16 protein-coding genes and 1 pseudogene are annotated in these 21,093 nt (G+C 57.7%); 8 read left to right on the top strand and 9 right to left on the bottom strand.

The window, feature by feature from the left end:
* Positions 1-148 precede the first annotated feature (148 nt).
* On the bottom strand, positions 149-1,039 hold the full coding sequence (locus tag AC3IX4_RS08230; protein WP_489260066.1) for an RHS repeat-associated core domain-containing protein: 891 nt from the start codon (positions 1,037-1,039) through the stop codon (positions 149-151).
* A 133-nt stretch (positions 1,040-1,172) separates the two neighbouring features.
* Between AC3IX4_RS08230 and AC3IX4_RS08225 the strand changes: the two genes are divergently transcribed.
* On the top strand, positions 1,173-2,270 hold the full coding sequence (locus AC3IX4_RS08225; RefSeq protein ID WP_489260065.1) for an IS630 family transposase: 1,098 nt from the start codon (positions 1,173-1,175) through the stop codon (positions 2,268-2,270).
* A 319-nt stretch (positions 2,271-2,589) separates the two neighbouring features.
* Here the strand turns inward: AC3IX4_RS08225 and AC3IX4_RS08220 are convergent, their stop codons facing one another.
* The gene (locus tag AC3IX4_RS08220) at positions 2,590-3,441 is read right to left on the bottom strand and encodes an RHS repeat-associated core domain-containing protein (RefSeq protein ID WP_489260064.1); all 852 of its coding nucleotides are present in this window, start codon (positions 3,439-3,441) and stop codon (positions 2,590-2,592) included.
* 526 nt (positions 3,442-3,967) lie between these two features.
* Between AC3IX4_RS08220 and AC3IX4_RS08215 the strand changes: the two genes are divergently transcribed.
* From AC3IX4_RS08215 to AC3IX4_RS08200, 4 genes are all read left to right on the top strand, one after another.
* Positions 3,968-4,288, top strand: coding sequence for a DUF3077 domain-containing protein (locus AC3IX4_RS08215; RefSeq protein ID WP_489260063.1), 321 nt, complete (start codon positions 3,968-3,970; stop codon positions 4,286-4,288).
* A gap of 178 nt (positions 4,289-4,466) precedes the next feature.
* Positions 4,467-5,840: a Fic family protein gene (locus AC3IX4_RS08210; protein WP_489260062.1), complete on the top strand. Its 1,374-nt coding sequence runs from the start codon at positions 4,467-4,469 to the stop codon at positions 5,838-5,840.
* An 843-nt stretch (positions 5,841-6,683) separates the two neighbouring features.
* Positions 6,684-7,508, top strand: a complete 825-nt coding sequence (locus tag AC3IX4_RS08205) for an ion transporter (protein ID WP_489260061.1) — start codon at positions 6,684-6,686, stop codon at positions 7,506-7,508.
* Positions 7,509-7,602: 94 nt separating this feature from the next.
* On the top strand, positions 7,603-8,601 hold the full coding sequence (locus AC3IX4_RS08200) for a sulfate ABC transporter substrate-binding protein (RefSeq protein WP_489260060.1): 999 nt from the start codon (positions 7,603-7,605) through the stop codon (positions 8,599-8,601).
* Positions 8,602-8,748: 147 nt separating this feature from the next.
* On the opposite strand, the gene ydiJ is transcribed toward AC3IX4_RS08200, so the two are convergent.
* Entirely contained in the window at positions 8,749-11,775 is a 3,027-nt protein-coding gene (gene ydiJ, locus AC3IX4_RS08195; RefSeq protein ID WP_489260059.1) for a D-2-hydroxyglutarate dehydrogenase YdiJ, read from the bottom strand.
* Positions 11,776-11,936: 161 nt separating this feature from the next.
* Here ydiJ and AC3IX4_RS08190 point away from each other — a divergent pair, with 161 nt between their 5' ends.
* On the top strand, positions 11,937-12,821 hold the full coding sequence (locus tag AC3IX4_RS08190; RefSeq protein ID WP_489260058.1) for a LysR substrate-binding domain-containing protein: 885 nt from the start codon (positions 11,937-11,939) through the stop codon (positions 12,819-12,821).
* Between the two features lie 4 nt (positions 12,822-12,825).
* On the opposite strand, the gene AC3IX4_RS08185 is transcribed toward AC3IX4_RS08190, so the two are convergent.
* Together AC3IX4_RS08185 and AC3IX4_RS08180 are read right to left on the bottom strand one after the other, a co-directional pair.
* Positions 12,826-13,320 carry a GNAT family N-acetyltransferase gene (locus AC3IX4_RS08185; protein WP_489260057.1) on the bottom strand — a complete coding sequence of 165 codons (495 nt, stop codon included), beginning with the start codon at positions 13,318-13,320 and terminating at the stop codon, positions 12,826-12,828.
* A gap of 70 nt (positions 13,321-13,390) precedes the next feature.
* Positions 13,391-14,341: a class I SAM-dependent methyltransferase gene (locus tag AC3IX4_RS08180; RefSeq protein WP_489260056.1), complete on the bottom strand. Its 951-nt coding sequence runs from the start codon at positions 14,339-14,341 to the stop codon at positions 13,391-13,393.
* Positions 14,342-14,497: 156 nt separating this feature from the next.
* Between AC3IX4_RS08180 and AC3IX4_RS08175 the strand changes: the two are divergent.
* Positions 14,498-14,605, top strand: a pseudogene (locus AC3IX4_RS08175) (transcriptional regulator); the annotation flags it as partial.
* A gap of 543 nt (positions 14,606-15,148) precedes the next feature.
* Here AC3IX4_RS08175 and AC3IX4_RS08170 read toward each other — a convergent pair.
* The 3 genes from AC3IX4_RS08170 to AC3IX4_RS08160 all read right to left on the bottom strand — a co-directional run bounded on the left by AC3IX4_RS08170 (position 15,149) and on the right by AC3IX4_RS08160 (position 18,655).
* Positions 15,149-16,570 carry an IS1182 family transposase gene (locus AC3IX4_RS08170; protein WP_489261247.1) on the bottom strand — a complete coding sequence of 474 codons (1,422 nt, stop codon included), beginning with the start codon at positions 16,568-16,570 and terminating at the stop codon, positions 15,149-15,151.
* Between the two features lie 163 nt (positions 16,571-16,733).
* Entirely contained in the window at positions 16,734-18,080 is a 1,347-nt protein-coding gene (locus tag AC3IX4_RS08165) for a glutamine synthetase family protein (protein ID WP_489260055.1), read from the bottom strand.
* A gap of 26 nt (positions 18,081-18,106) precedes the next feature.
* Entirely contained in the window at positions 18,107-18,655 is a 549-nt protein-coding gene (locus AC3IX4_RS08160) for a helix-turn-helix domain-containing protein (RefSeq protein ID WP_489260054.1), read from the bottom strand.
* 218 nt (positions 18,656-18,873) lie between these two features.
* Here AC3IX4_RS08160 and AC3IX4_RS08155 point away from each other — a divergent pair, with 218 nt between their 5' ends.
* Positions 18,874-19,575 (top strand): glutathione binding-like protein, encoded by a 702-nt coding sequence (locus AC3IX4_RS08155; protein WP_489260053.1) that lies wholly within the window; start codon positions 18,874-18,876, stop codon positions 19,573-19,575.
* Between the two features lie 53 nt (positions 19,576-19,628).
* Here AC3IX4_RS08155 and AC3IX4_RS08150 read toward each other — a convergent pair whose 3' ends face one another.
* Positions 19,629-21,008, bottom strand: coding sequence for an aldehyde dehydrogenase family protein (locus tag AC3IX4_RS08150; protein ID WP_489260052.1), 1,380 nt, complete (start codon positions 21,006-21,008; stop codon positions 19,629-19,631).
* Positions 21,009-21,093 lie beyond the last annotated feature (85 nt).

The raw sequence follows: 21,093 nt of genomic DNA, 5'->3' as shown, positions 1-21,093 counted from the left end.
TGCACCGCGTTACCCTTGCACGATAGGCGTTCCCGGTCTCTACACATCAGAGACCGGGCTTGGTCGCCCGCAATCCCAATGCGCACGTCGCCCACCTTCTAAATGCAGGCGTTTTTTCGCCTGCACTTCTTGAGATAGAGATCCACCTCTATTGCGATGGGTTAGCAGTGACTGGGTCGTATTCGAGCTGAATCCCACGAGCATTCTTTTGAGTTTTGTATTTAGTCGGCCCATATTTGCGTAAAAACGTATAACTCCCGCCCTCAACAATAGCTCCAGCCTCTAATAACTGCTCGAAACTTTCGGGTCGAGCCTTGGTATTTACGAGTCCCCGATACCCTTTTACAGGCATACGAATCAAATCCGCAAATTCCTGATTAAGTGGCCTTATGCCTGCAGCAGAACGACAAGCAAACACTCGAGCGCTCGTATATTTTTGAAAGCCAACCCCTTTCTCGACCAGGCGCGCATGTAGCACGTTTGCATGTCCGTTCCAATCGTCTCCACGCCCATTCCAATCATTAAACCCTACAACCCCTCGACCGTGCTCATCGACTTTGCCGTGAACCGATACATTAAGACGGGACCCTCGCTTATCTTCAAAAACAAACAATCCATGATCAATTTTCCGGACGTTAGTAATTTTTTTGTTGGGAATCTTGTTACTTACATATCTAGCAATTTTATGCAAAATACTGACATGCCCGGAAGCGTCAGACCCGTTTACCGGATCGCCCACACAGTAGCTGTACCCGTTCACTCCCCCTAAACCAAAAGGGCTCCAACTGTCCGAGCTATAGAATCTCATTAGCACAGTACTGAACAACCGATACCCTTGCCCCAACGCATAACTCGCTACCCTGCTTTCCAGCAACTCACCATTAAATCCAAGCGCAGCCGCTGAATATGAAACAGAGCGAAACCCATAGGGAGTGTAAGCCCCGCCACCGGTTGAACGTGTGCCCAGCACAGACCTCGCATTGTCAGTTTGCAGAAGTGCAATACCAGATAATCTACTCGCCATCGTCACGCCTCTCACAGGTGGTGGCTCATGATCCTCCTCCGTCCATTGCAAAAGAAACTGACAGAACTACTAGTGTGCTGTTCGCGAAATAAATTTCTCCATGCTTGCACTACACTTCAGGTGCCATTCCTACCTTGGAGAGTTCCTGGTGAGCGCTCTGGACATTACGCTTAGCCCCGAAGAATTTGCCGAACTGAGCCGTCGCGTACGTTCCGCCACCATCAGTCAGCGCGATGGCCGTCGAGCCTGCGTCATCTTGCTGGCAGCGCAAGGATCAACGCGAGAAGAAATCGTGCGATTGACAGGTTTCTCTCGCCCTACGGTCACCGACTGGTGCCAGCGTTTTCAGGCGCTCAGATTGGAAGGCCTGCTCGACAAGCCTGGCCGAGGACGCAAATCCCCTCTGCCTGCTGACACGATCCGCCGCGTGCTCGAACAGGTCACTCAACCTCGTATCGGCGAGCCCCGCTGGAGCTGCCGAAGCATGGCCCGTGCCGCCGGCATATCAGCGACCACCGTGCATAAACTGTGGGCGGCCAATGACTTGAAACCTCATCTGACACGTACCTTCAAACTGTCGAACGACCCGCAGTTCGAGGAAAAATTCTGGGATGTCATCGGCCTGTATCTGGCCCCGCCAGACAAGGCGTTGGTGCTCTGCTGCGACGAGAAAAGTCAGGTGCAAGCCTTGGAACGCACACAGCCTGGGCTGCCTCTGGGGATCGGTCATATCCAAACAAAATCCCATGATTACACTCGCCACGGCACGGTCACGCTGTTCGCAGCGCTGGATTATCTCCAGGGCAAACTGATCAGTAGCATCGAGCGCCAGCACCGTCATCAGGAGTGGTTGGCTTTTCTTAAGAAAATCGACAAGGAAACGCCCAAGCATCTCCAGCTGCATCTGATCGTGGATAACTATGCGACACACAAGCACGCAAAGGTGAAGGCTTGGCTGGCGAAACATCAGCGCTTCCATGTGCATTTCACACCGACCTCCAGCTCGTGGATGAACATGGTCGAGCGGTTTTTCAGGGACATTACCGTGTTCTTGCGCGACGGCAGCTTCGGCTCCGTACGTGAGTTGGAAAGCTCGATTACCGCCTTCCTGGCATTACGGAACGCACAACCGACCCGGTACGTTTGGAACGCAAAGGGCGAGGAAATTTTGAGCAAGATACGGCGAGCACGCGAGGCGATGGAGACGCAGATGGAGGGGCAAGTTATTTCGGAAACAGCACACTAGGTTTCTGCTCCGCCAACTTTGTGGCTGAATAATTAATCCACCGTTTCATACTGATGCCCAGCAAGGCCTGTAGGAGCTGGGCTTGCCCGCGATGCAGACGATCCGGTCTAACTGATGTACCGCGTGCGGCCCATTGCAGGCAAGCCTGGCTCAGGCGGTTGCCTGAAGCTTGCACGTACCTTCCCCCGCCTCCAAGCCTGGAGTCAATTCCTCCGACGCATGCTTCTGATGTCCAATCGACTCTGCCACCGAAATTGTGCGGGGCCGCAATAACCCAACGTGAATAGACCTCAGGGCTCGAAGAAACCTAGTCAGCCCCTCATCTTCCTCGTCTAGGCTGAACAACGACTGGCGAATAATTTAATTTGTCTAGCCCAGTCGCATCATACCGCCCATATTTCTTAGGCCTAAATTTACCCTTCCACGAAGAGAAACTATTATGCCCAGGCATAGGCTCGTACATATCAGGTAAATCAACAGTTAGACGCCCCAGATACCCTTTTACGGAAACACCGGTTGTATCTGCTAAATCTTGAATGAACGAAGGATATCCATCAGCAGACCTGCATGCTAAGACCCTAATACTCATGTATTTTTTTACATCAAACCCACTCACCTCCAAATGACGATGTAATTTCACCGCATCATGGAGAGCCCCGTTCAGCCCAATAAAACCAGTCGCCCCATGCGCAGCAATATTGAGGCGACGCCCACCTTTATCAGAAAAAATAAATGCGCCCTCCCCAATATTGTTGACGTCACCTATACTTTTCTCATAAAAAACATGACGCCAACGTCTAGTCACTGGCCTAATGGCGATCTTAAGTAATCCCAAGTGCCCCGAAGGGTCGACACGATTGACAGGATCTCCCAAGCAGTACCCGTAAGTGCTTAATCCGCCCACACCAAACGGGCTCCAACTATCAGGGCTGTGAAATCTCCTCAACACGGTATTAAAAATACGATAGCCGCCTAATACATAACCCGCAAGCCCGCGCTCCAGCAACTGCCCATTAAACCCTTGCTGCGAAGCTAAATATTGACCTGTCCAATGTCCATAAGGGGAGTAAGAAGCCCTTCTCATTGAACCTGCTGACACCATGCCCAACACGGACGTTTGTTGGTCAGCCTGCAATAGTAACGCTCGTGATTCAGCATATTGCGCTTTCATTTTTAGTGTCTACCACAGTAGAAGAATCGCCAGTATCCCACCCCCACCAAAATTGACTACCTGACAAAACTGCTGGGTATCCCTCCATAGATTAGGAGCGGGGCTTGCCCGCGAGGCGTCGTACCTGACACCGCCAGACGTGTATGCCTCACCTTCCCGAAATATTCTTCAATGATGAAACCAATGCTACTTTCCACGGCCTCTTCGGCTTCAACCGAGCAACAGGCGCCGTGGCGGTGCATTTGGTGTTGAGCAACCTTGCACCGCGTTACCGACCACGGTAGGCTTTCCCGGTCTCTGCACATCAGAGACCGGGCTTGGTCGCCCGATGGAAAGTAGCGCATTCGCCCCAAAGCTTTTGCCGGCGTTTTTTTATGCCCGCAATTCCTGCTATGGCGGCTGTGCGTATGGAGGGCCTTGTGCCCTGCCGGTTTAGCTCCTTTCCCGGTCGACCAACCTGCGTACAGCTGCCACCCATTCTGCTTGGTCGCTAATGGTGGTAGCTCCATTGATAAGGAGATTCACCATGACAAAGATTGTTCCCGATCCGCCCGCTTTCGCCAAAACCGCCAGCTCAACCTTCACCACCTGCAACGGCAGTCACGCCCCGCTGTTTGCCGTGCGCGAAGGCATCGCCCTCGAAGACGCCCTGGTGCATCTATCCAACCTGCTGACCGGCATCGAATCCGTCTCGAAAAAAGCTTGCGAGCACACCGCAGATGCCGACCTCAGGGGGCTGCTCTGGTCAAACCTGCACAGCGCCGAAGCGGCCAGAGGTCTGGCTGAGGCGTTGTTGGATGGGATGGAGGATGAGGCGTTGAAGCGGCCGTGCGATTTGGCCGAATAAATGGCCGAATCCTGAAATCAGGACTGAAAACTGGCCGAATCAATGAGTATTCGGCCATTTTACCCTTCAAATTTGGCCGAATAGCTCAATCGAATGGCCGAATCTGGCCGAATAGCCTAAGATTTGGCCGAATCGATGGCTTGCCTTGGCCATTTAGAAATCCGGCACGGACACCCTCATGGCCCAACCATCGCCCCCCAATCGCGACAACATGATCAGCCTGTTCCGCGCCCAACCTGAGCGGTGGCTGTCCCTGGCTGATCTCTTGCCTGAATTGGGTGTCCCTGAGCGAACCTTGCGTAACTGGCTGAAAGCATCGGTACAAGAAGGCCAACTGCAAGCACGAGGAAATACGCGGGGACGTGCATACCGACTTGCTCATGCTCACCAAGACACTGCGTCGGTTGACCGCTCGGGCAGTAGGCCTTTGCCCGTTTTCTCCGACCGAAGTGCAGACATCATTGCCCGCATACGCGCGCCTCTGTTTACACGCACGCCCTGTTCTTATCGAGAAGACTGGCTACGTTCCTACAAACCAAACGAAACCGCCTATCTACCCACCGAGCACTTGTCGCTTCTGCACGAGCATGGTCGACGTGCTAACGATGAGATGCCCGCCGGCACCTACGCGAAGAAAATATACAATCGGCTGTTGATAGACCTTTCCTATAACTCCTCACGCCTCGAAGGAAACACCTACTCGCTCGTCGATACCGAGAAGTTGTTGTTGGAAGGCATTCCGGCCGACGGCAAGCTGGACATGGAAAAGGTGATGATCCTCAACCACCGGGAAGCCATCCGTTTTCTGGTGGATGGTATTCATCAGTTGGAAATCAGCAGCGACAACATACGGACCCTGCATTACCTGTTGGCAGATGGCCTGGTCGCCCCCGGTATGGCTGGCAACCTTCGGGATGAGGGTGTTCGCATCTCTTCCACGGTGTACATGCCACTGGAAGGCAAGGATCGTCTGGAGCGCCTTTTAGAGTTGATTAGCCATACGGCAGCGCAGATCCAGAACCCTTTTGAGCAGAGCCTGTTCTTACTGGTCCATGTCGCCTACCTACAGGGCTTCATCGATGTGAATAAACGCACTTCGCGCATGTCCGCCAATATTCCGTTGGTGCGCTACAACCTGGTGCCGCTGTCGTTTGGCGACATCAGCACAGACGACTATACGAGCGCCGTGATCGCTGTGTATGAACTCAATGAAGTCGGCCCTTTAGCTGACCTCTATGTCTGGTCGTACATCCGCAGTTGTCATCGCTATGGAGCGGTTGCTGAATCCGTTGGCATCGATACCCTGCGGGTGCTTCATCGCCAACAGCGCCGGGCACTGGTCGCTCAAATCGTGAGCGGGCAAAGGCAGGGTGAGGCGATTGAGTCGCTGCTACTAGAGAGCGCTCGGAAACTCCCGGAAGAGCAGAGAGACAAATTTATCGAAGACACTCGTTACGACCTTGAGCATCTGTCTAACGTCAGCATCGGTGGCATGGGCATCACCCGGTCGGAATTAGAACAGTGGCTTGATAAGCGCTCTCGCACGCGATAGGTAGCTGGGAGCTGACGCCAAGTCCACCACCTCATTTTCGGGCTTTAGCCATCCCCCACCCCTCATTCCTCACCGCTGTGGTCGTACCGTCACTGGGCGATAGTGATTGAATAGCTTACCAACACCATGCCCTGTGTGAGTTTTAAACAATAGGTTACTCGACCCACGCCGGCTTTCGTAAACATCTTCAAACCTGCCCAGATTGCGCGTCGTAAAGACGTCACCCTGATAGCCCGCCACCCTGCCTTCCAACAATTCGCCATTAAACCCAAGTGCAGCCACCGAATCTGATACGACGCGAAAGCCATAGGGCGTGTAGACCGCGCCGCCGGTTGAACGTGTACACAGCACAGACCTCGCCCTGTCGGTGTGTAGCAGCGCAACACCGGGCAATCTACTCGTCATCGTCACGCCCCCTCACAGGTGGTGGCTCATGATTCTCCTCCATCCATCACAAAATGAAACTGACAGAACTACTAGGTATTCGCTCCACCAACTTTGTGGCTGAATCATTAATCCAACGTTTCACATCGACGCCGAGCAGGGCCTGTAGGAGCCGGGTTTACCCGCGATGAAAACGACGCGGTCCTGAATGATTACCGCGGTGTAGCCATCGCAGCCAAGCAGGCTGTGTGAAAACTCAAAATTTGGTTGATTTAGGGGGTACTTGACCCCCTCCCGACTAGTCGATCGTCGCGTGTACGCGATTACAGGAGGTCGTTTTTTGAGTGGGTCGACTTTTGTCGGAGTTTTCACACAGCCTGCAAGGCTGGCTCCTACCACTTGCGTTCCCCGCCTGCGGACACCTAGGCTGTTGCCCAACGCCATCGGAAACTATCCCTCATGTCCAACGCCCAGACCTGGCGCGAACAGCTTTACGTCATCATCTTCCAGACCGACACCGTCGCCGGCCGGCGCTTTGACAGCGCGCTGCTGCTGATCATTTTCGCCAGCCTCGTGACGGTGATCCTCGACAGTATCGACACCGTCCACCGCGACTACGCCGGGCTCTTGGCCGGGATCGAGTGGGCGTTTACGGGCGTATTTTTGATCGAATACCTGCTACGCCTGTATTGCTCGCCCAAACCCCTGCGCTATGCCTTCAGTTTTTATGGGCTGGTGGACCTGCTGGCGATCGTGCCGGGCATCATTGCGCTGTATTACGCCGATGCGCAGTACCTGCTGATTATCCGAATCATCCGAATGCTGCGGATTTTTCGGGTGCTCAAGCTCAGCCCCTATCTGAAGCAGGCCCACTACCTGCTCGAAGCGCTACGCGGCAGTAAGCAGAAGATCATTGTGTTTCTGCTCAGCGTCTCGACGCTGGTCACGGTGTTCGGCACGATCATGTATGTGGTCGAAGGCCCCGAGCATGGTTTTACCAGTATTCCCAAGGGCATTTATTGGGCCATCGTTACGCTGACGACCGTGGGCTTTGGCGATATCGTGCCCAAGACGCCGCTGGGCCAAGTGGTGTCATCGCTGGTGATGATTACCGGTTATTCGATCATCGCCGTGCCCACGGGTATCTTTACCGCCGAGCTTGCCAACGCCATGCGCGGCGAGCAGCTCAAGCATGATTGCCCGGTGTGCCGTAAGAGCAACCATGACCATGGCGCGGCGTTTTGTTCGCGCTGCGGCAATGCGCTGTTCAGGAAACTGGAATAAGTGCCTTACTTTTTGATCTTTTAGCCGGCCTGCTTAGACCGTTATAGTCGCGGGCCAGATGCTTTGAACTAAAAACCAACAAGGATCGCGTCCCGTGAAAAAACTCTTCAGTGCCTCGCTGCTGGCCGCCGGTTTAGCCTTTGGCAGTCTTGCCCAGGCGGCGCCCACGCTGCTCAACGTTTCGTATGACGTGATGCGTGACTTCTACAAGGACTACAACACCGCGTTCCAAAAGCACTGGGAAAAAGAGCACAACGAAAAGATCAACCTGCAGATGTCCTTCGGCGGCTCCAGCAAGCAGGCACGCTCAGTCATCGATGGCCTGCCGGCCGATGTCCTCACCATGAACATGGCGACCGACATCAATGCCCTGGTCGACAACGGCAAGCTGATACCGGACAACTGGGTGACCCGCCTGCCGAACAACAGCGCGCCGTTCACTTCGGCCACGGTGTTTATCGTGCGCAAAGGCAACCCCAAGGCACTGAAAGACTGGCCAGACCTGCTTCAGGAGGGCGTGCAGGTGATCGTGCCAAACCCGAAAACTTCGGGCAACGGCCGCTACACCTACCTGTCGGCCTGGGGCTATGTGCTCAAGAACGGCGGTGACGAAACCAAGGCCAAGGACTTTGTCGGCAAGCTGTTCAAGCAAGCGCCGGTACTGGACACCGGTGGCCGCGCCGCTACCACGACCTTCATGACCAACCAGATTGGCGACGTGCTGGTGACTTTCGAGAACGAAGCGGAAATGATTGCCCGCGAGTTCGGTCGCGACCAGTTTGAAGTGGTCTATCCGAGCGTCTCCGCTGAAGCCGAGCCACCGGTAACCGTGGTCGATAAGGTGGTCGACAAGAAAGGTACTCGCGCCGCCGCCGAGGAATACCTGAAGTACCTGTGGTCGCCTGAAGCCCAGGAAATCGCTGCCAACAACTACCTGCGCCCACGCGATCCTGCGGTACTGGCCAAGCACACCGACCGCTTCCCGAAAGTGGACTTTTTGTCGGTGGAGAAGACCTTTGGTGACTGGCGCACTGTGCAAAAAACCCACTTCAATGACGGTGGGGTTTTCGACCAGATTTATAGCGGTCAGTAATCAGGCTTGAACCGCGTTGCGGCTATTCGCCGGCAGGCCGGCTCCCACAATCCCCACATCCGAAAGGGGTGGAGACTGAACTGACCCCACTCCAGAAAAAGAGTGAACGGTGTGGGAGCTGGCTCGCCAGCGAATATACGCATAGGGTCAGCCGCGCAAGGCTTCGAGCACCACCTGCAACGGATGGCGCAGTTGCTGGTCGGCAAAGCGCTTGACCTGGCTGCGGCAGGAATACCCCGTCGCCAGCGCCTCGCCTTCCTTCTGCAACTGCCCAGCCCACGATTGATCAAAGATGATCCACGAGGTTTCCTGATTGCGCGCTTCGTGGCCATAGGTGCCCGACATGCCGCAGCAACCGGTGGCCTGGGTCACCAATTTCAAGCCCAAACGCGCGAACACCTGCTCCCACTGGCGGGTACTCGCCGGCACGTTGGTTTTCTCGGTGCAGTGCGCCAACAAACGGAACGGCGCTTTGCCGGCCGATTCAGCGTTGTGCTCAGGCAATGCATCGAGCAGCCATTCCTGCGGCAACTCAACGGTGGGGCATTGACGCAGGTCCGGCACCTTCTGGTATTCCTGGCGATACACCAGGGTCATGGCCGGGTCCAGGCCAACCAGGCGCACGCCGCAATCACTCAGGGCTTGCAACTGTTTAGCGTTGCGAATCGCCGCCTTGTTGAAGGCCGACAAAAAGCCCTGTACGTGCAGCGGTTTGCCGTTGGCGCTGTAGGGCGCCAGGTACACCCGATAACCCAGCTGAGTCACCAGCTCGATAAAAGACGCCAACAGCGGGGTTTCGAAATAGCGGGTAAAGGCATCCTGCACCAGCACCACGCTGCGCTCGCGCTGCGCCGGGGTCAGGCCGCGCAGGTTGGCGGGCGTGCCCACGCCAACGCGGCAGCGGTTGAGGGTGTCCTGGAAATCGAAGCGGCTGATCAGCGGGCTGTCGACCATGCCGACTTGATTGACCAACAGGTTCTTGACCAGGCTCGACCCCATCAGGCCGTTGTACAGCCCCGGCAAGCGCGCCAGGTACGGAATGCTGAACTCCAGCGAGCCGATCAGGTAATCACGCATCGGGCGCAGGTAGCGGCCGTGGTACAGCTCCAGAAAGCGCGAACGGAACTCGGGCACGTTGACCTTGATCGGGCACTGCCCGGCGCACGACTTGCACGCCAGGCAACCGGCCATGGCGTCGTAGACTTCATGGGAGAAATCCTGCTCGCCCTGGCGCTGGGCGCGACTGTTGCGCACCCGCTGGGCGAGGCCCTTGAGCCAGCCAACCGGGCGCTGCGCGGCGGCCAGTACATCGACGTTGGCCGCCCCTTGCAGGCGTAGCCATTCACGGATCAGCGAAGCCCGGCCCTTGGGCGAATGCTGGCGCTGACGGGTGGCTTTCCAGGACGGGCACATGGCGTCGTTGGGGTCGAAGTTGTAGCAGGCGCCATTGCCGTTACAATGCACGGCGCTGCCGAAGCTCTGCCAGACGCGCTCGTCGATCTGCCGATCGAGGTCGCCACGCATGGTCACTTCATCGACTTTCAGCAGCGATTCAGTGCTGTTCAGTGGCGTGCAGATCTTGCCGGGGTTGAGCTGGTTGTGCGGGTCGAAAGCGCTTTTCAAGGCTTGCAGCGACGGGTACAGGTCACCAAAGAATTTCGGTGCGTATTCCGAGCGCACGCCTTTGCCGTGCTCGCCCCAGAGCAAGCCGCCGTAACGCTGGGTAAGCTGTGCCACGCCATCGGAAATCGGCCGGATCAACGCGGCCTGGGCCGGGTCTTTCATGTCCAGCGCCGGGCGCACGTGCAGCACGCCGGCATCGACATGGCCGAACATACCGTATTGCAGCCCATAGCTGTCGAGCAAGGCACGGAACTCAGCGATGTAGTCAGCCAGTTGCTCCGGTGGCACGGCCGTGTCTTCCACGAATGGTTGCGGGCGCACCTCGCCCTGCACGTTACCCAGCAGGCCCACCGAGCGCTTGCGCATCACGTAGACGCGGGTCACCGCTTCCTGACCGGCCGCCAGGGTGTGGCCGAGACGCTCGACAGCCTTGTCGCTCTGCAGGTGCTCGACGAACGAAGCAACGCGCGCATTGACCTCATCGGGGTTGTCGCCACAGAACTCCACCAGGTTGATACCCAGGGTCGGGCGCGCCGGATCTTCCGGGAAGTACTCCGACACGCTGTGCCAGACGATGTCTTTCATCGCCAGCATCAGCACCTTGGAGTCCACCGTCTCGATCGACAACGGCTTGAGTTCAAGCAAGGCACGCGCGTCGCGCAGGGCGTCCATAAAGCTTGCGTAGCGCACGTTCACCAGTACGGCGTACTTGGGAATCGGCAGCACATTCAGCTTGGCTTCGACCACAAAACCCAGCGAGCCTTCGGCGCCGCACAGCACGCTGTTGAGGTTGAAGCGGCCCTGTTCATCGCGCAGGTGCGCCAGGTCGTAGCCGGTCAGGCAGCGGTTGAGCTTGGGAAAGCAGGCGTCGATCAGCTCGGCTTTTTCGGCGTTGATCTGGCGAGCGATGCGATACACCTCACCGGTGCGATCCTGGCGAGCGCACTGGCGCTCAAGCTCTTGATCGCTGATCGGTTGCGTGTGCATCTGCTCGCCACCGAGCAGCACGGTGTCCAGTTCCAGGACGTGGTCACGGGTCTTGCCGTAGGTGCAACTGCCCTGCCCGCTGGCATCGGTGTTGATCATGCCGCCGACGGTGGCGCGGTTGGAGGTCGACAGTTCCGGGGCGAAAAACAGGCCATGGGCCTTGAGTGCGACGTTGAGCTGATCCTTGACCACGCCGGCCTGCACGCGCACCCAGCGTTCTTCAACGTTGATTTCAAGAATCTTGTTCATGTGCCGCGACAGGTCGACAACAATGCCATCGGTCAGCGACTGACCGTTGGTGCCGGTACCACCGCCACGCGGGGTCAGCTTGATGTCGCGAAAGCCTGGCCGGGCCATCAGCGCGGCCACGCGGGCTACGTCGTCGGCATCCAGCGGAAACACGGCTGCCTGGGGGAGGCGCTGATAGATGGAGTTGTCGGTGGCCAATACCGTACGGCTGGCGTAGTCGGCGCTGATCTGGCCACGGAAGCCACTGTTGCGCAGCGCTTCGAGAAAATCCTGGTAACTGGCAGCCGTCACGGTCGGTTGCAACTGGGCGATCATCGGGGATGCCTCTTTATCATCTGAACTTGAAGAAAACGATCGGTGAAACTTGCCAACGTCGCATAAGTGCTCCAGCCTCTATTGCCGAGCCGTGCCAATGTTCCCGGTATTGGGCGCCAAGGGCAAACGGATATTCTTGCCGCTATCGATGACTTTTCTGAATGAATTACCGCCGACTGACTCCTTCCATGTCCTTACTGCTGGCTTTCGAGGCCGCCGCCCGGCACGAAAGCTACACCCGCGCCGCGCAAGAGCTGTCGCTGACCCAAAGCGCGGTCAGCCGCCAGGTGCAGGCACTGGAGCAGCAATTGGGCCTGACCCTGTTCCGCCGCGAGGGCCGCCAGGTGCAATTGACCGATGTCGGCCGCTTGTATCAGCGCGAGATGAGCGAAGCATTGGGCAGGATTCGCAGCGCCACCTTGCAAGCGCTGGCTTATCAGTCGGGGGTTGGCACCTTGCGGCTGGCCACCCTGCCCACCTTCGGGTCGAAGTGGCTGCTACCGCGCTTGCATGACTTTTACACCGCCAACCCTGGCATGCTGGTGCATATCCATTCACGTATCGAAGCCATCGACTTTGAAACCAGTGAAATCGATGCTGCCATCGGCGTCGCCAGCGGCGACTTGCCGGGCCTGATCAGCCACCGCTTGCACGCTGAAGAACTGGTAGTGATTGCCAGCCCATCGGCCGCGCAACAGGTCGAACAGCTCACGCCCCAGCAAATCAGCGAGTTCGTGCTGCTCAATGTCGCCAACAACCCCCATGCCTGGGGCGAATGGTTTTCCCACCACGGCCTGCCCCACCGAGCCATGCGCCTGGGGCCGAGTTTCGAGCTGACGTCACACCTGATCCAGGCCGTGCGTGCCGGTATCGGCATTGGTCTGGTGCCGCGCATATTGGTGGAAGAAGAACTGCAAAAAGGAGAGGTGATCAGCCCCGGTGAAGGCATCGCCAGCCAGCGCAGTTACTACCTGATCTACCCGCCGCGCAATGAAGCGCTGCCGTCCTTGCGGGCCTTTCGCCAGTGGCTGTTGGCGCAGATCTGAGCGGTCAGAGCGCCAGGCGCATCAATTGCGAACGGTCCTGGACGCCATTGGGTAACTCGCAGATCCCCAGGTCCTTGACCCACTTGAAACCCAGCTTCAAATACAACTTGATGGCCGGCTGGTTGGACTTGAGCACCGACAGTTCGATGGCGGTAAAGCCCGAGCGTGCGCAGTGCGCGATCACCGCTTTCAGCAGGCGCTGGCCGTGACCGCGCCGGCGTTGATCGGCCGAAACCTGCAGGCCCAGCACTGCCACGCCGGCATCACCACCGGGCCGGCAAAAGCTTTCAGGATAAGCCTCGGCAGAGCCAACGATACGCCCAGCCTCGGCAACCACGTACAAGGGCCAGTCATTGCGCTGCGCCTCGGCCAGCGAACGGGCAATCACATCCTTGGGCGGCGCGTAGGTTTGCGCTGAAAAACGGCCTTCACCGTTCACCTCGGCGAACAGGTCGTAGACGCCATCCAGGTCATTGGCTTGGATCTTTCGTAAACGCATTCAGCGGTCTCGATAGGGTTGCGCTGAGCTCATAGCCTAGAACAGCATTCCGTCATCGGCGGTCCGCCCGTCAACCTTGTGCCGGTTGCTGGCGGAACACCAGTGCCTTCAAGCCGCCTTCGGCTTCGCTGTCGGGGAACTCCGGCGGGTTGTCCAGGCGCTCGATAAACTGCATCGCTGGCGCTTCGGCGGCCATGCCGTCGATCAAGAATGCCGTGCCGATGGCCGGGTCGTTAACGCAGGCCAGGACCGTCCCCTCTGCACTGAGCAACTCAGGCAAGCGGCGCAGAATCCGCTGGTAATCCTTGGTCAGGGCGAAGCTGCCTTTCTGGAAGGTCGGCGGGTCGATGATGATCAAATCGTAAGGGCCGTATTTCTTCACCTTACCCCAGGACTTGAACAGCTCATGACCCAGGAAGCTGACGCCGGACAGATCATGACCATTAAGCCGATGATTATCCCGCCCTCGGCTCAAGGCGGCCCGCGCCATGTCCAGGTTCACCACCTGCTCGGCGCCGCCAGCCACCGCCGCCACGGAAAAGCCGCAGGTGTAGGCAAACAGGTTCAAGACCCGCTTGCCACGCGCCTGCTCACGCACCCAGCGACGACCATAGCGCATGTCGAGAAACAGCCCGCTGTTTTGCTTGATGCCAAGGTCGAGCTGGTAACGCAGCCCGTCTTCCTCGATCAGCCAATGCTCTACTTGCTCGCCCAGCAACCACTCGGTGGCGCTGTCGGGCAGATAACGGTGTTGCAACAGCAGGCTGTGGGCCTTGCGCTCAGCCCACAAGGGGGAGACGGCAAACTCCAGCAACATCGCCTTGAGCGCCGCCAGCTCCTCGGCCTCAGGCTCGCGAAACAACGCCACCAGGACAACCCCCTGTAGCCAGTCGACCGTCACCTGCTCCAACCCCGCCCAGCAGCGGCCGCGGCCATGGAACAGGCGGCGGGTTTCGTCGGGGGCGTCGGTGAGGGCCTGGATCAGGTGTTGATGCAGTGTGGCGAGGGCAGCGGGGTTCATGGCGTCGGGTGGTGGCGGGATGGGCGGGCATTGTAACCGAAACCTCCGACAAGATTTTCGGACGCGGACTGGAGGGGACATGCTACTTGGGCAGCTGCGAAATGGTACGTCGCTGGCGTACGATTTTTAGTGGAAGAGCTTCAGGATGAGGTAACGATGAGCAAGTTTTTTGATGAACTGATGGAAAGCGTTCAGCAGATGGATGAAATTGTCCGGGGTGAGCGCGAACCTTCCCGTGAATTCACCATTGACGCCGTGCGGGTAGGAGCCAGCCTTGCAGGCTGTGTGAAAACTCAAAATTTGGTTGATTTAGGGGGTACTTGACCCCCTCCCGACTAGTCGATCGTCGCGTGTACGCGATTACAGGAGGTCGTTTTTTGAGTGGGTCGACTTTTGTCGGAGTTTTCACACAGCCTGCTTGGCTGCGATGGGCACACCGCGGTCCATCAGGCAAACCGCGGTGATCCTATCGCAGCATAGGTATCTACACATCTTTTGGCGTACTGCTACGAATGTAGCCGCTGACGAGGTACGAGGCTGCGATCGGCAGCGAAGCGGCCGTAAAACCTGAGACCATAATCCATCAGGCACACCGAAGGGCCTGAATTTACGACGGCTTCGCCGCCGATCGCAGCCTCGTACCTCGGCAGCGGCTACAAGAGCCGCGCTGCCCCAGAATTGTGTAGATACCTATGCCTATCGCAGCCAAGCAGACCGTGTGAAAACCCGCGGCCATCGATTCAAGCAAGCGCCCCGACCTGTTCGGGGTGTTTGCTTGAATCGAAAATATGGACGAAAAAAGACCTTTCAGTCCATTAGCGCCATCATTTGGCGTACCCCGAGCACGTTAATTGCTCTTTTAAGGTTGTAAGCGGTTATCGCAAGCGCCATTTCCGCTCGCGCACCCTCAAGTTGTCGCAACAAGAAACGGCCATTACCAAATAGCCATTGTTTGAGGTTGCCAAAAGGGTGTTCAACAATCGATCTTCGGCTGACCATCATCTCGGGATGCGCCTGCATTCGCTGCGCCATTCGCTCAAAAGCATCTTCGTGAGCATGGCGCGAGAGGTATCGACGCCTAGCGTCGGTGCATTGCCCTTTTAACGCGCACGATGTGCAATCGCTGACGGCCTTATAGACCCGGCCATCGTTGTGCAACTGTTTAAATATCAGCAATTGACCCGCAGGACACGTGTAGTGGTCTTGCTCTTGGTCGTAAGTAAAAGCGCTTCGCTCAAAAAAATCCTGACCCTTTTTGCTGGAGTTTTTTGAGCGGCTGGGCGGGACATAAGCGGTGATGCTCGCGTCTTCACACGCCTGGAATTGCTTGCCATTGGAGTAACCACCATCGGCAGTCACCGTTAGCTCAGGCTGTTGCAACAGCTCTTTGGCTTCCTTGGCCATCGGCTCTAATTGGCGCCTGTCCTCGCCATCCTGAGTCACTTCATGGTGCAAGATCAGGCAGTGCTCGGCGTCCACCGCCGTTTGCACGTTGTAAGCAACCTGCGAGCCCTTGGCAGTGCGCATCATGCGGGCATCACTTTCGTGGGTGTTGAACTGTTCTAGCCCCTTGGACTTCAGCAACGCTTGGCGAGCCCGGTTGTTTGATTGCTTGTCTTCAAGTCGAGCCAGCGCTGTTTTGATAGCGCTGGGGTCAATTGTTTCGCTGTCTTCAGACTTATCGGCCTCATCCAGCTGTGCCAGATACTCGCCAATGCGCTTGTCCAGCTTTTCTTCCTGCAGTTTGAGTTGCTTGAGGCTTAAATGACGCCGTGCAGAGGCTACCGCCTGGAATTTACTGCCATCAATGGCCACCAAATTACCCGCAATCAAGCCGGCCTTGCGGCAAAACTGGACAAAGGCTCGACACGTTTTAACGAAGGCTGCTTTGTTGTCGCGGCGAAAATCGGCAATGGTCTTGAAGTCAGGCTTGAGTCGATTGATCAGCCACATAACTTCGACGTTACGCTGGCACTCGGCTTCAAGCCGGCGTGAGGATCTAATCCGGTAGAAATAACCGTAGAAGTACAGTTTGAGCTGATCAGCAGGATCGTAGGAAGGGCGACCTGTGCTCTTGGGAATCGCTTTACCGAAGCCCAGTTGCACTAGATCCAGCCTGGCGACATAGGCGTCAATCACGCGCACGAGATGATCTTCAGGTATCAGATCTTCCAGGGAAGTCGGAAAGAGACTGGTCTGGTGCCGCGCTTCGCCTTGAATGTACGCCACTGAAAAATGCCCCGTGTTTTCAATACGAGGCATTTTCTTGAATCGCTGCGAAAATTGCTAGGTTTTCACACAGTCTGCAAGGCTGGCTCCTACCCTAAAAGCCGTGAGCAGCCCGCCCATTGATACCCATTCGCGGACCTGTCCGCGAATGATTAATGGATGATTACAAAAACCACCGATACTCCCGCGCACTCACCTCGTTCATGAACGCCAGATGATCCTGGCGCTTGTTCTCGCAATAGACCATCACAAATTCACTGCCCAACCCCTGGCTGACCACCGGATGCTGGCGCATGGCAGCCACTGCACTGAGCATGTCCTTGGGGAAGTCGATGCCGCTTTGGCGGTTTTCGTTCAGCGGTGCGATCGGCTCCAGGGCCTGGTCCAGGCCATGTTCCATGCCGGTCAGGATTGCCGCCAGGACCAGGTACGGGTTGGCGTCGGCGCCCGCCAGGCGGTGTTCGATGCGCAGGTTGCGCGAGTCGGAATCGGGGATGCGGATGCAGGCATCGCGGTCTTCAAACCCCCAGCTCGCGCAGCTGGCGGCGTTGACCATGGCCCCATAACGGCGGAAAGCGTTGTGGTTGGCCGCGAAGATCGGCATGCAGTGCGGCAGCAATTCCAGGCAGCCCGCCACGGCATGGCGCAAGGGTTTTTGCTCGTCGGCCGCCAACAGATTGTTGCCGGCCTCGTCATACAGGCTCACATGCACGTGCATGCCACTGCCCGGCGCATCCAGGTAGGGCTTGCTGATAAAACTCGCCCGGTGGCCGTGCTTGAGCGCCACGCCACGGGTGCTGCGGCAGAACAGCGCCGACCAGTCGGCGGCGCTCATGGCATCAATACTGTGCTCGAAGTTGATCTCGAACTGGCCCGGGCCCAACTCGGCGGTGATGACGTTGGCCGGCACGCCCTGTTCGTTGGCCGCCTCGACCATCTCGTGCAGTACCGATGAAAACCGTGTCAGCCGCTCGATGTGCAAGTTCGGCTGATCGTCTTCATCGTCGCAGCAGGTGTCTCGGGGGAATTGCGGCAGGCCGTCCTTGAGCTTGCGGTCGAACAGGTAGAACTCAAGCTCGAAGGCGACTACCGGGCGAATCCCGCGCTTGGCCAGGCGCTCGATCACCCGCGCCAGCACTTCCCGCGGTTCGAATTCGATGGGCGCGGTGGTGCCGTCCGAGCTGATCAGCATCTGCGCCATGGGCTCGCTTTCCCAGCGCACAGGCTTGAGGGTGCCGGGGATCAGGCGGCGCAGCGCATCGGGGTCGCCGTCGGCAAAACAATAGTCACCAATGGGATACAGGCCGCCCTGCACGCCCAGCAGCACGCAGTTTTGCGGCAGCTTGAGCGGCGCACCGGCGGCGACTTTTTCCAGCATGTCCATGGGATAGCGCTTGCCGTAAAAATGCCCGGGAATGTCCAGGGCGATCAAATCGACATAACGCACCTGCGGGTGCTGCGCCCGAAACGCACGCACTTCGCTGAGCAGATCGGGATAGACGGCTGTCATTTTTTTATCCTTCAGGCGTGGCGAATTCAATTGAAGACCCACAGCACGCGGGCGAGCTTGTCGGTCAGGTTGGCGTAGCGGAACTGCGCATGGGGTGGCAACTGGAAGCTGTCGTTGGGGTACAACGTCACGGCTTCACCCTCGTCGAGCCAGACGGTCAGCTCGCCTTCGAGCACAAAACCGCCCTGCTCCGAACTGTCGTTCAGATGGCCCTCGCCACTGGTGGCGCCCGGTTGCAGGTGGCTATCGAGCATAGAGAAGCCACCGGCAATGGTCGGTGAGGCCAGCACATCAGTGATGCCACCGGCGTAATACAGGGTACGACGCTCATCGGGCCGCGTGACCCAACTGACGTCCCGAGGTTTGTCCAGGTGGTAGAAATAGGTGGTCGGCACCCCGAGGGTTTCGCTGATGGCGGTCAGGTCTGCCACGGTCGGGCGAGAAAGGCCGCGCTCGACCTGAGACAAGAAGCCCACCGAGCGATCGATGCGCTGGGCCAGTTCGCCCAGGGTCAGGTTCTTGAATTTTCGCAGGTCGCGAATCAGGATCGCGAGGCCTTCGACTTCTTCCTGCATGTTTTTCATCGTGAAACTTTACACTGTTAGTTTCATGAAAAAATAACAGATAAATTTCACGCAACCAACGTCGACCTTGTTATTCGTAGGCAAATCTGGCTCCAATTGTAGGAGCAGAGCTTGCTCGCGATGGCCTCACCGCGGTTTTCAGGAAGACCGCGGTGAGGCCATCGCGAGCAAGCTCTGCTCCTACAACAGCCTGTTATCGAGTATTTGTCATGACCGATTTGTCTGCCTTCCCGATCACCCAGAAGTGGCCCGCGCAGCATCCCGAGCGCCTGCAGCTGTATTCGCTGCCAACACCCAATGGCGTGAAAATCTCGATCATGCTCGAAGAGATCGGCCTGGCGTATGAGCCCCATAGGGTCAGCTTCGAAACCCATGACCAACTGTCGCCCGAATTCATTTCCCTGAGTGTGAACAACAAGATCCCGGCCATTCTCGACCCCAACGGCCCGGCTGGCGAACCACTGCCCTTGTTCGAGTCAGGCGCGATTCTGATATACCTGGCCGAAAAAACCGGCCAACTGCTGCCCAAGGACCCGGCCGGGCGCTATGAAGCCATCCAGTGGCTGATGTTCCAGATGGGCGGGATCGGGCCAATGTTTGGCCAAGTGGGGTTCTTTAACAGATTTGCCGGCAAGGATTACGAAGACAAGCGCCCACTCGACCGTTATGTGGCCGAATCCAAGCGTTTGCTGGGCGTGCTCAATACGCGCCTTGAGGGGCGCCAGTGGTTGCTCGGCGATGAATACAGCATTGCAGATATCGCGACCTTTCCGTGGGTGCGCAACCTGATTGGCTTCTATGAGGCGGGTGATCTGGTGGGTATTTCGGATTTTCAGAATGTGACAGCGGCCCTGGATCGCTTCCTGGCACGGCCGGCGGTAGTCAAGGGATTGACCATTCCTGCAGCCTGATCGCTGCAAAACACCCGCGGCCCATTGCAGGCTGCGGGTGCTTGAAGGGCTTATCAGTGACGCTCATACCACACGGTTTGCGCGTTGCAGAACTCGCGCACGCCAAAGTGCGACAGTTCCCGGCCAAAGCCGCTTTTCTTCACGCCGCCGAACACCACGCGAGGGTCCGAGCCGCTGTAGCCGTTGATAAACACACCACCGGTTTCCAGTTCGTCGGCAAAACGCTCGGCCAGCTTAAGGTCGGCGGTGTAGACCGTGGCGGTCAGGCCGAACTCGCTGTCATTGGCCAGCGCCAGCGCATGGTCTGCATCGCGAGCGGTGATGATCGAGGCCACCGGCCCGAACAGTTCCTGCTTGAACGAGGTCATGTCGGCGGTCACATCGCCAAGCACGGTAGGCTCGTAGAAGTTGCCCGCGCCCTCGGTCTTGTGGCCACCCAGCAGCAGGGTTGCCCCTTCAGCCAGGGTCGCTTGTACTTGATCGTCCAACTCGTCGCGCAGGTCAAAACGCGCCATCGGCCCCAAATAGTTTTCTTCCACCCGCGGGTCGCCCATCTTCAGGGCTTTGACTGCCTCGACGTACTGGGCCGTGAAAGCTTCGACCACGGGTTGTTCGATGATCATCCGCTTGGCCGCCGCGCAGACTTGCCCGGTGTTCTGGTAGCGACCGATCACGGCGGCCTTCACTGCTTCGCCAAGGTCGGCATCGGCAAGCACGATAAAGGGGTCGGAGCCACCCAATTCGAGCACACATTTTTTCAAGGCGGCGCCGGCCTGAGCCCCGATTGCCGCGCCTGCACGCACACTGCCCGTCACCGTCACGCCGACAATACGCGGATCGACAATGGCTTTGGACACGCCGTCGGGCGTGACGTTGAGCACCCCGAACACCCCCTCAGGGAAACCTGCCTCGGCAAAGGCATCCAGCAGCAGATAGGCGCTGCCCATCACGTTCGGGGCATGCTTGAGCACATAGGTGTTACCCGCCAGGATCGCTGGCACCGCACCGCGCAGCACCTGCCAAATCGGGAAGTTCCACGGCATCACCGCCAGCACCGGGCCGAGCGGGCGGTATTCGATCCGCGCCTTGCCGCCTTCAACTTGAGTCGCTTCCGGGGCCAGCATGGCCGGGCCCTGCTCGGCGTACCACAGGCACAGCTGGGCGCATTTTTCGATTTCGCCACGGGCCTGCTTGATCGGTTTGCCCATTTCCAGGGTAATCATGCGCGCCATGGCTTCGCTGTTGTCACGCAGTACCTTGGCCAACGCCTGCAGGCGCTCAGTCCGCACGCTCAATGGCGCACGGCGCCAGGTGGCGAACGCAGTGGCGGTGCTGGCCAGCGTGGCCTCAAAGGCCTCAGCGCTGTCGAAAGGGTACTCGCCAACCGGCTCACCGGTGGTGGGGTTGATAGAAACAGCGGCAAGGTTGCTCATCGAAGGGCTCCTGGGTAGTGGATGACGACCACGATAAGTCAGGCCTACAATCATTAAAACTGAATAATACTGACCGATTCATTCT

The sequence above is a fragment of the Pseudomonas sp. KH_021 genome (assembly GCF_057838865.1).
This window is presented reverse-complemented; position numbering and strand designations above follow the sequence as displayed.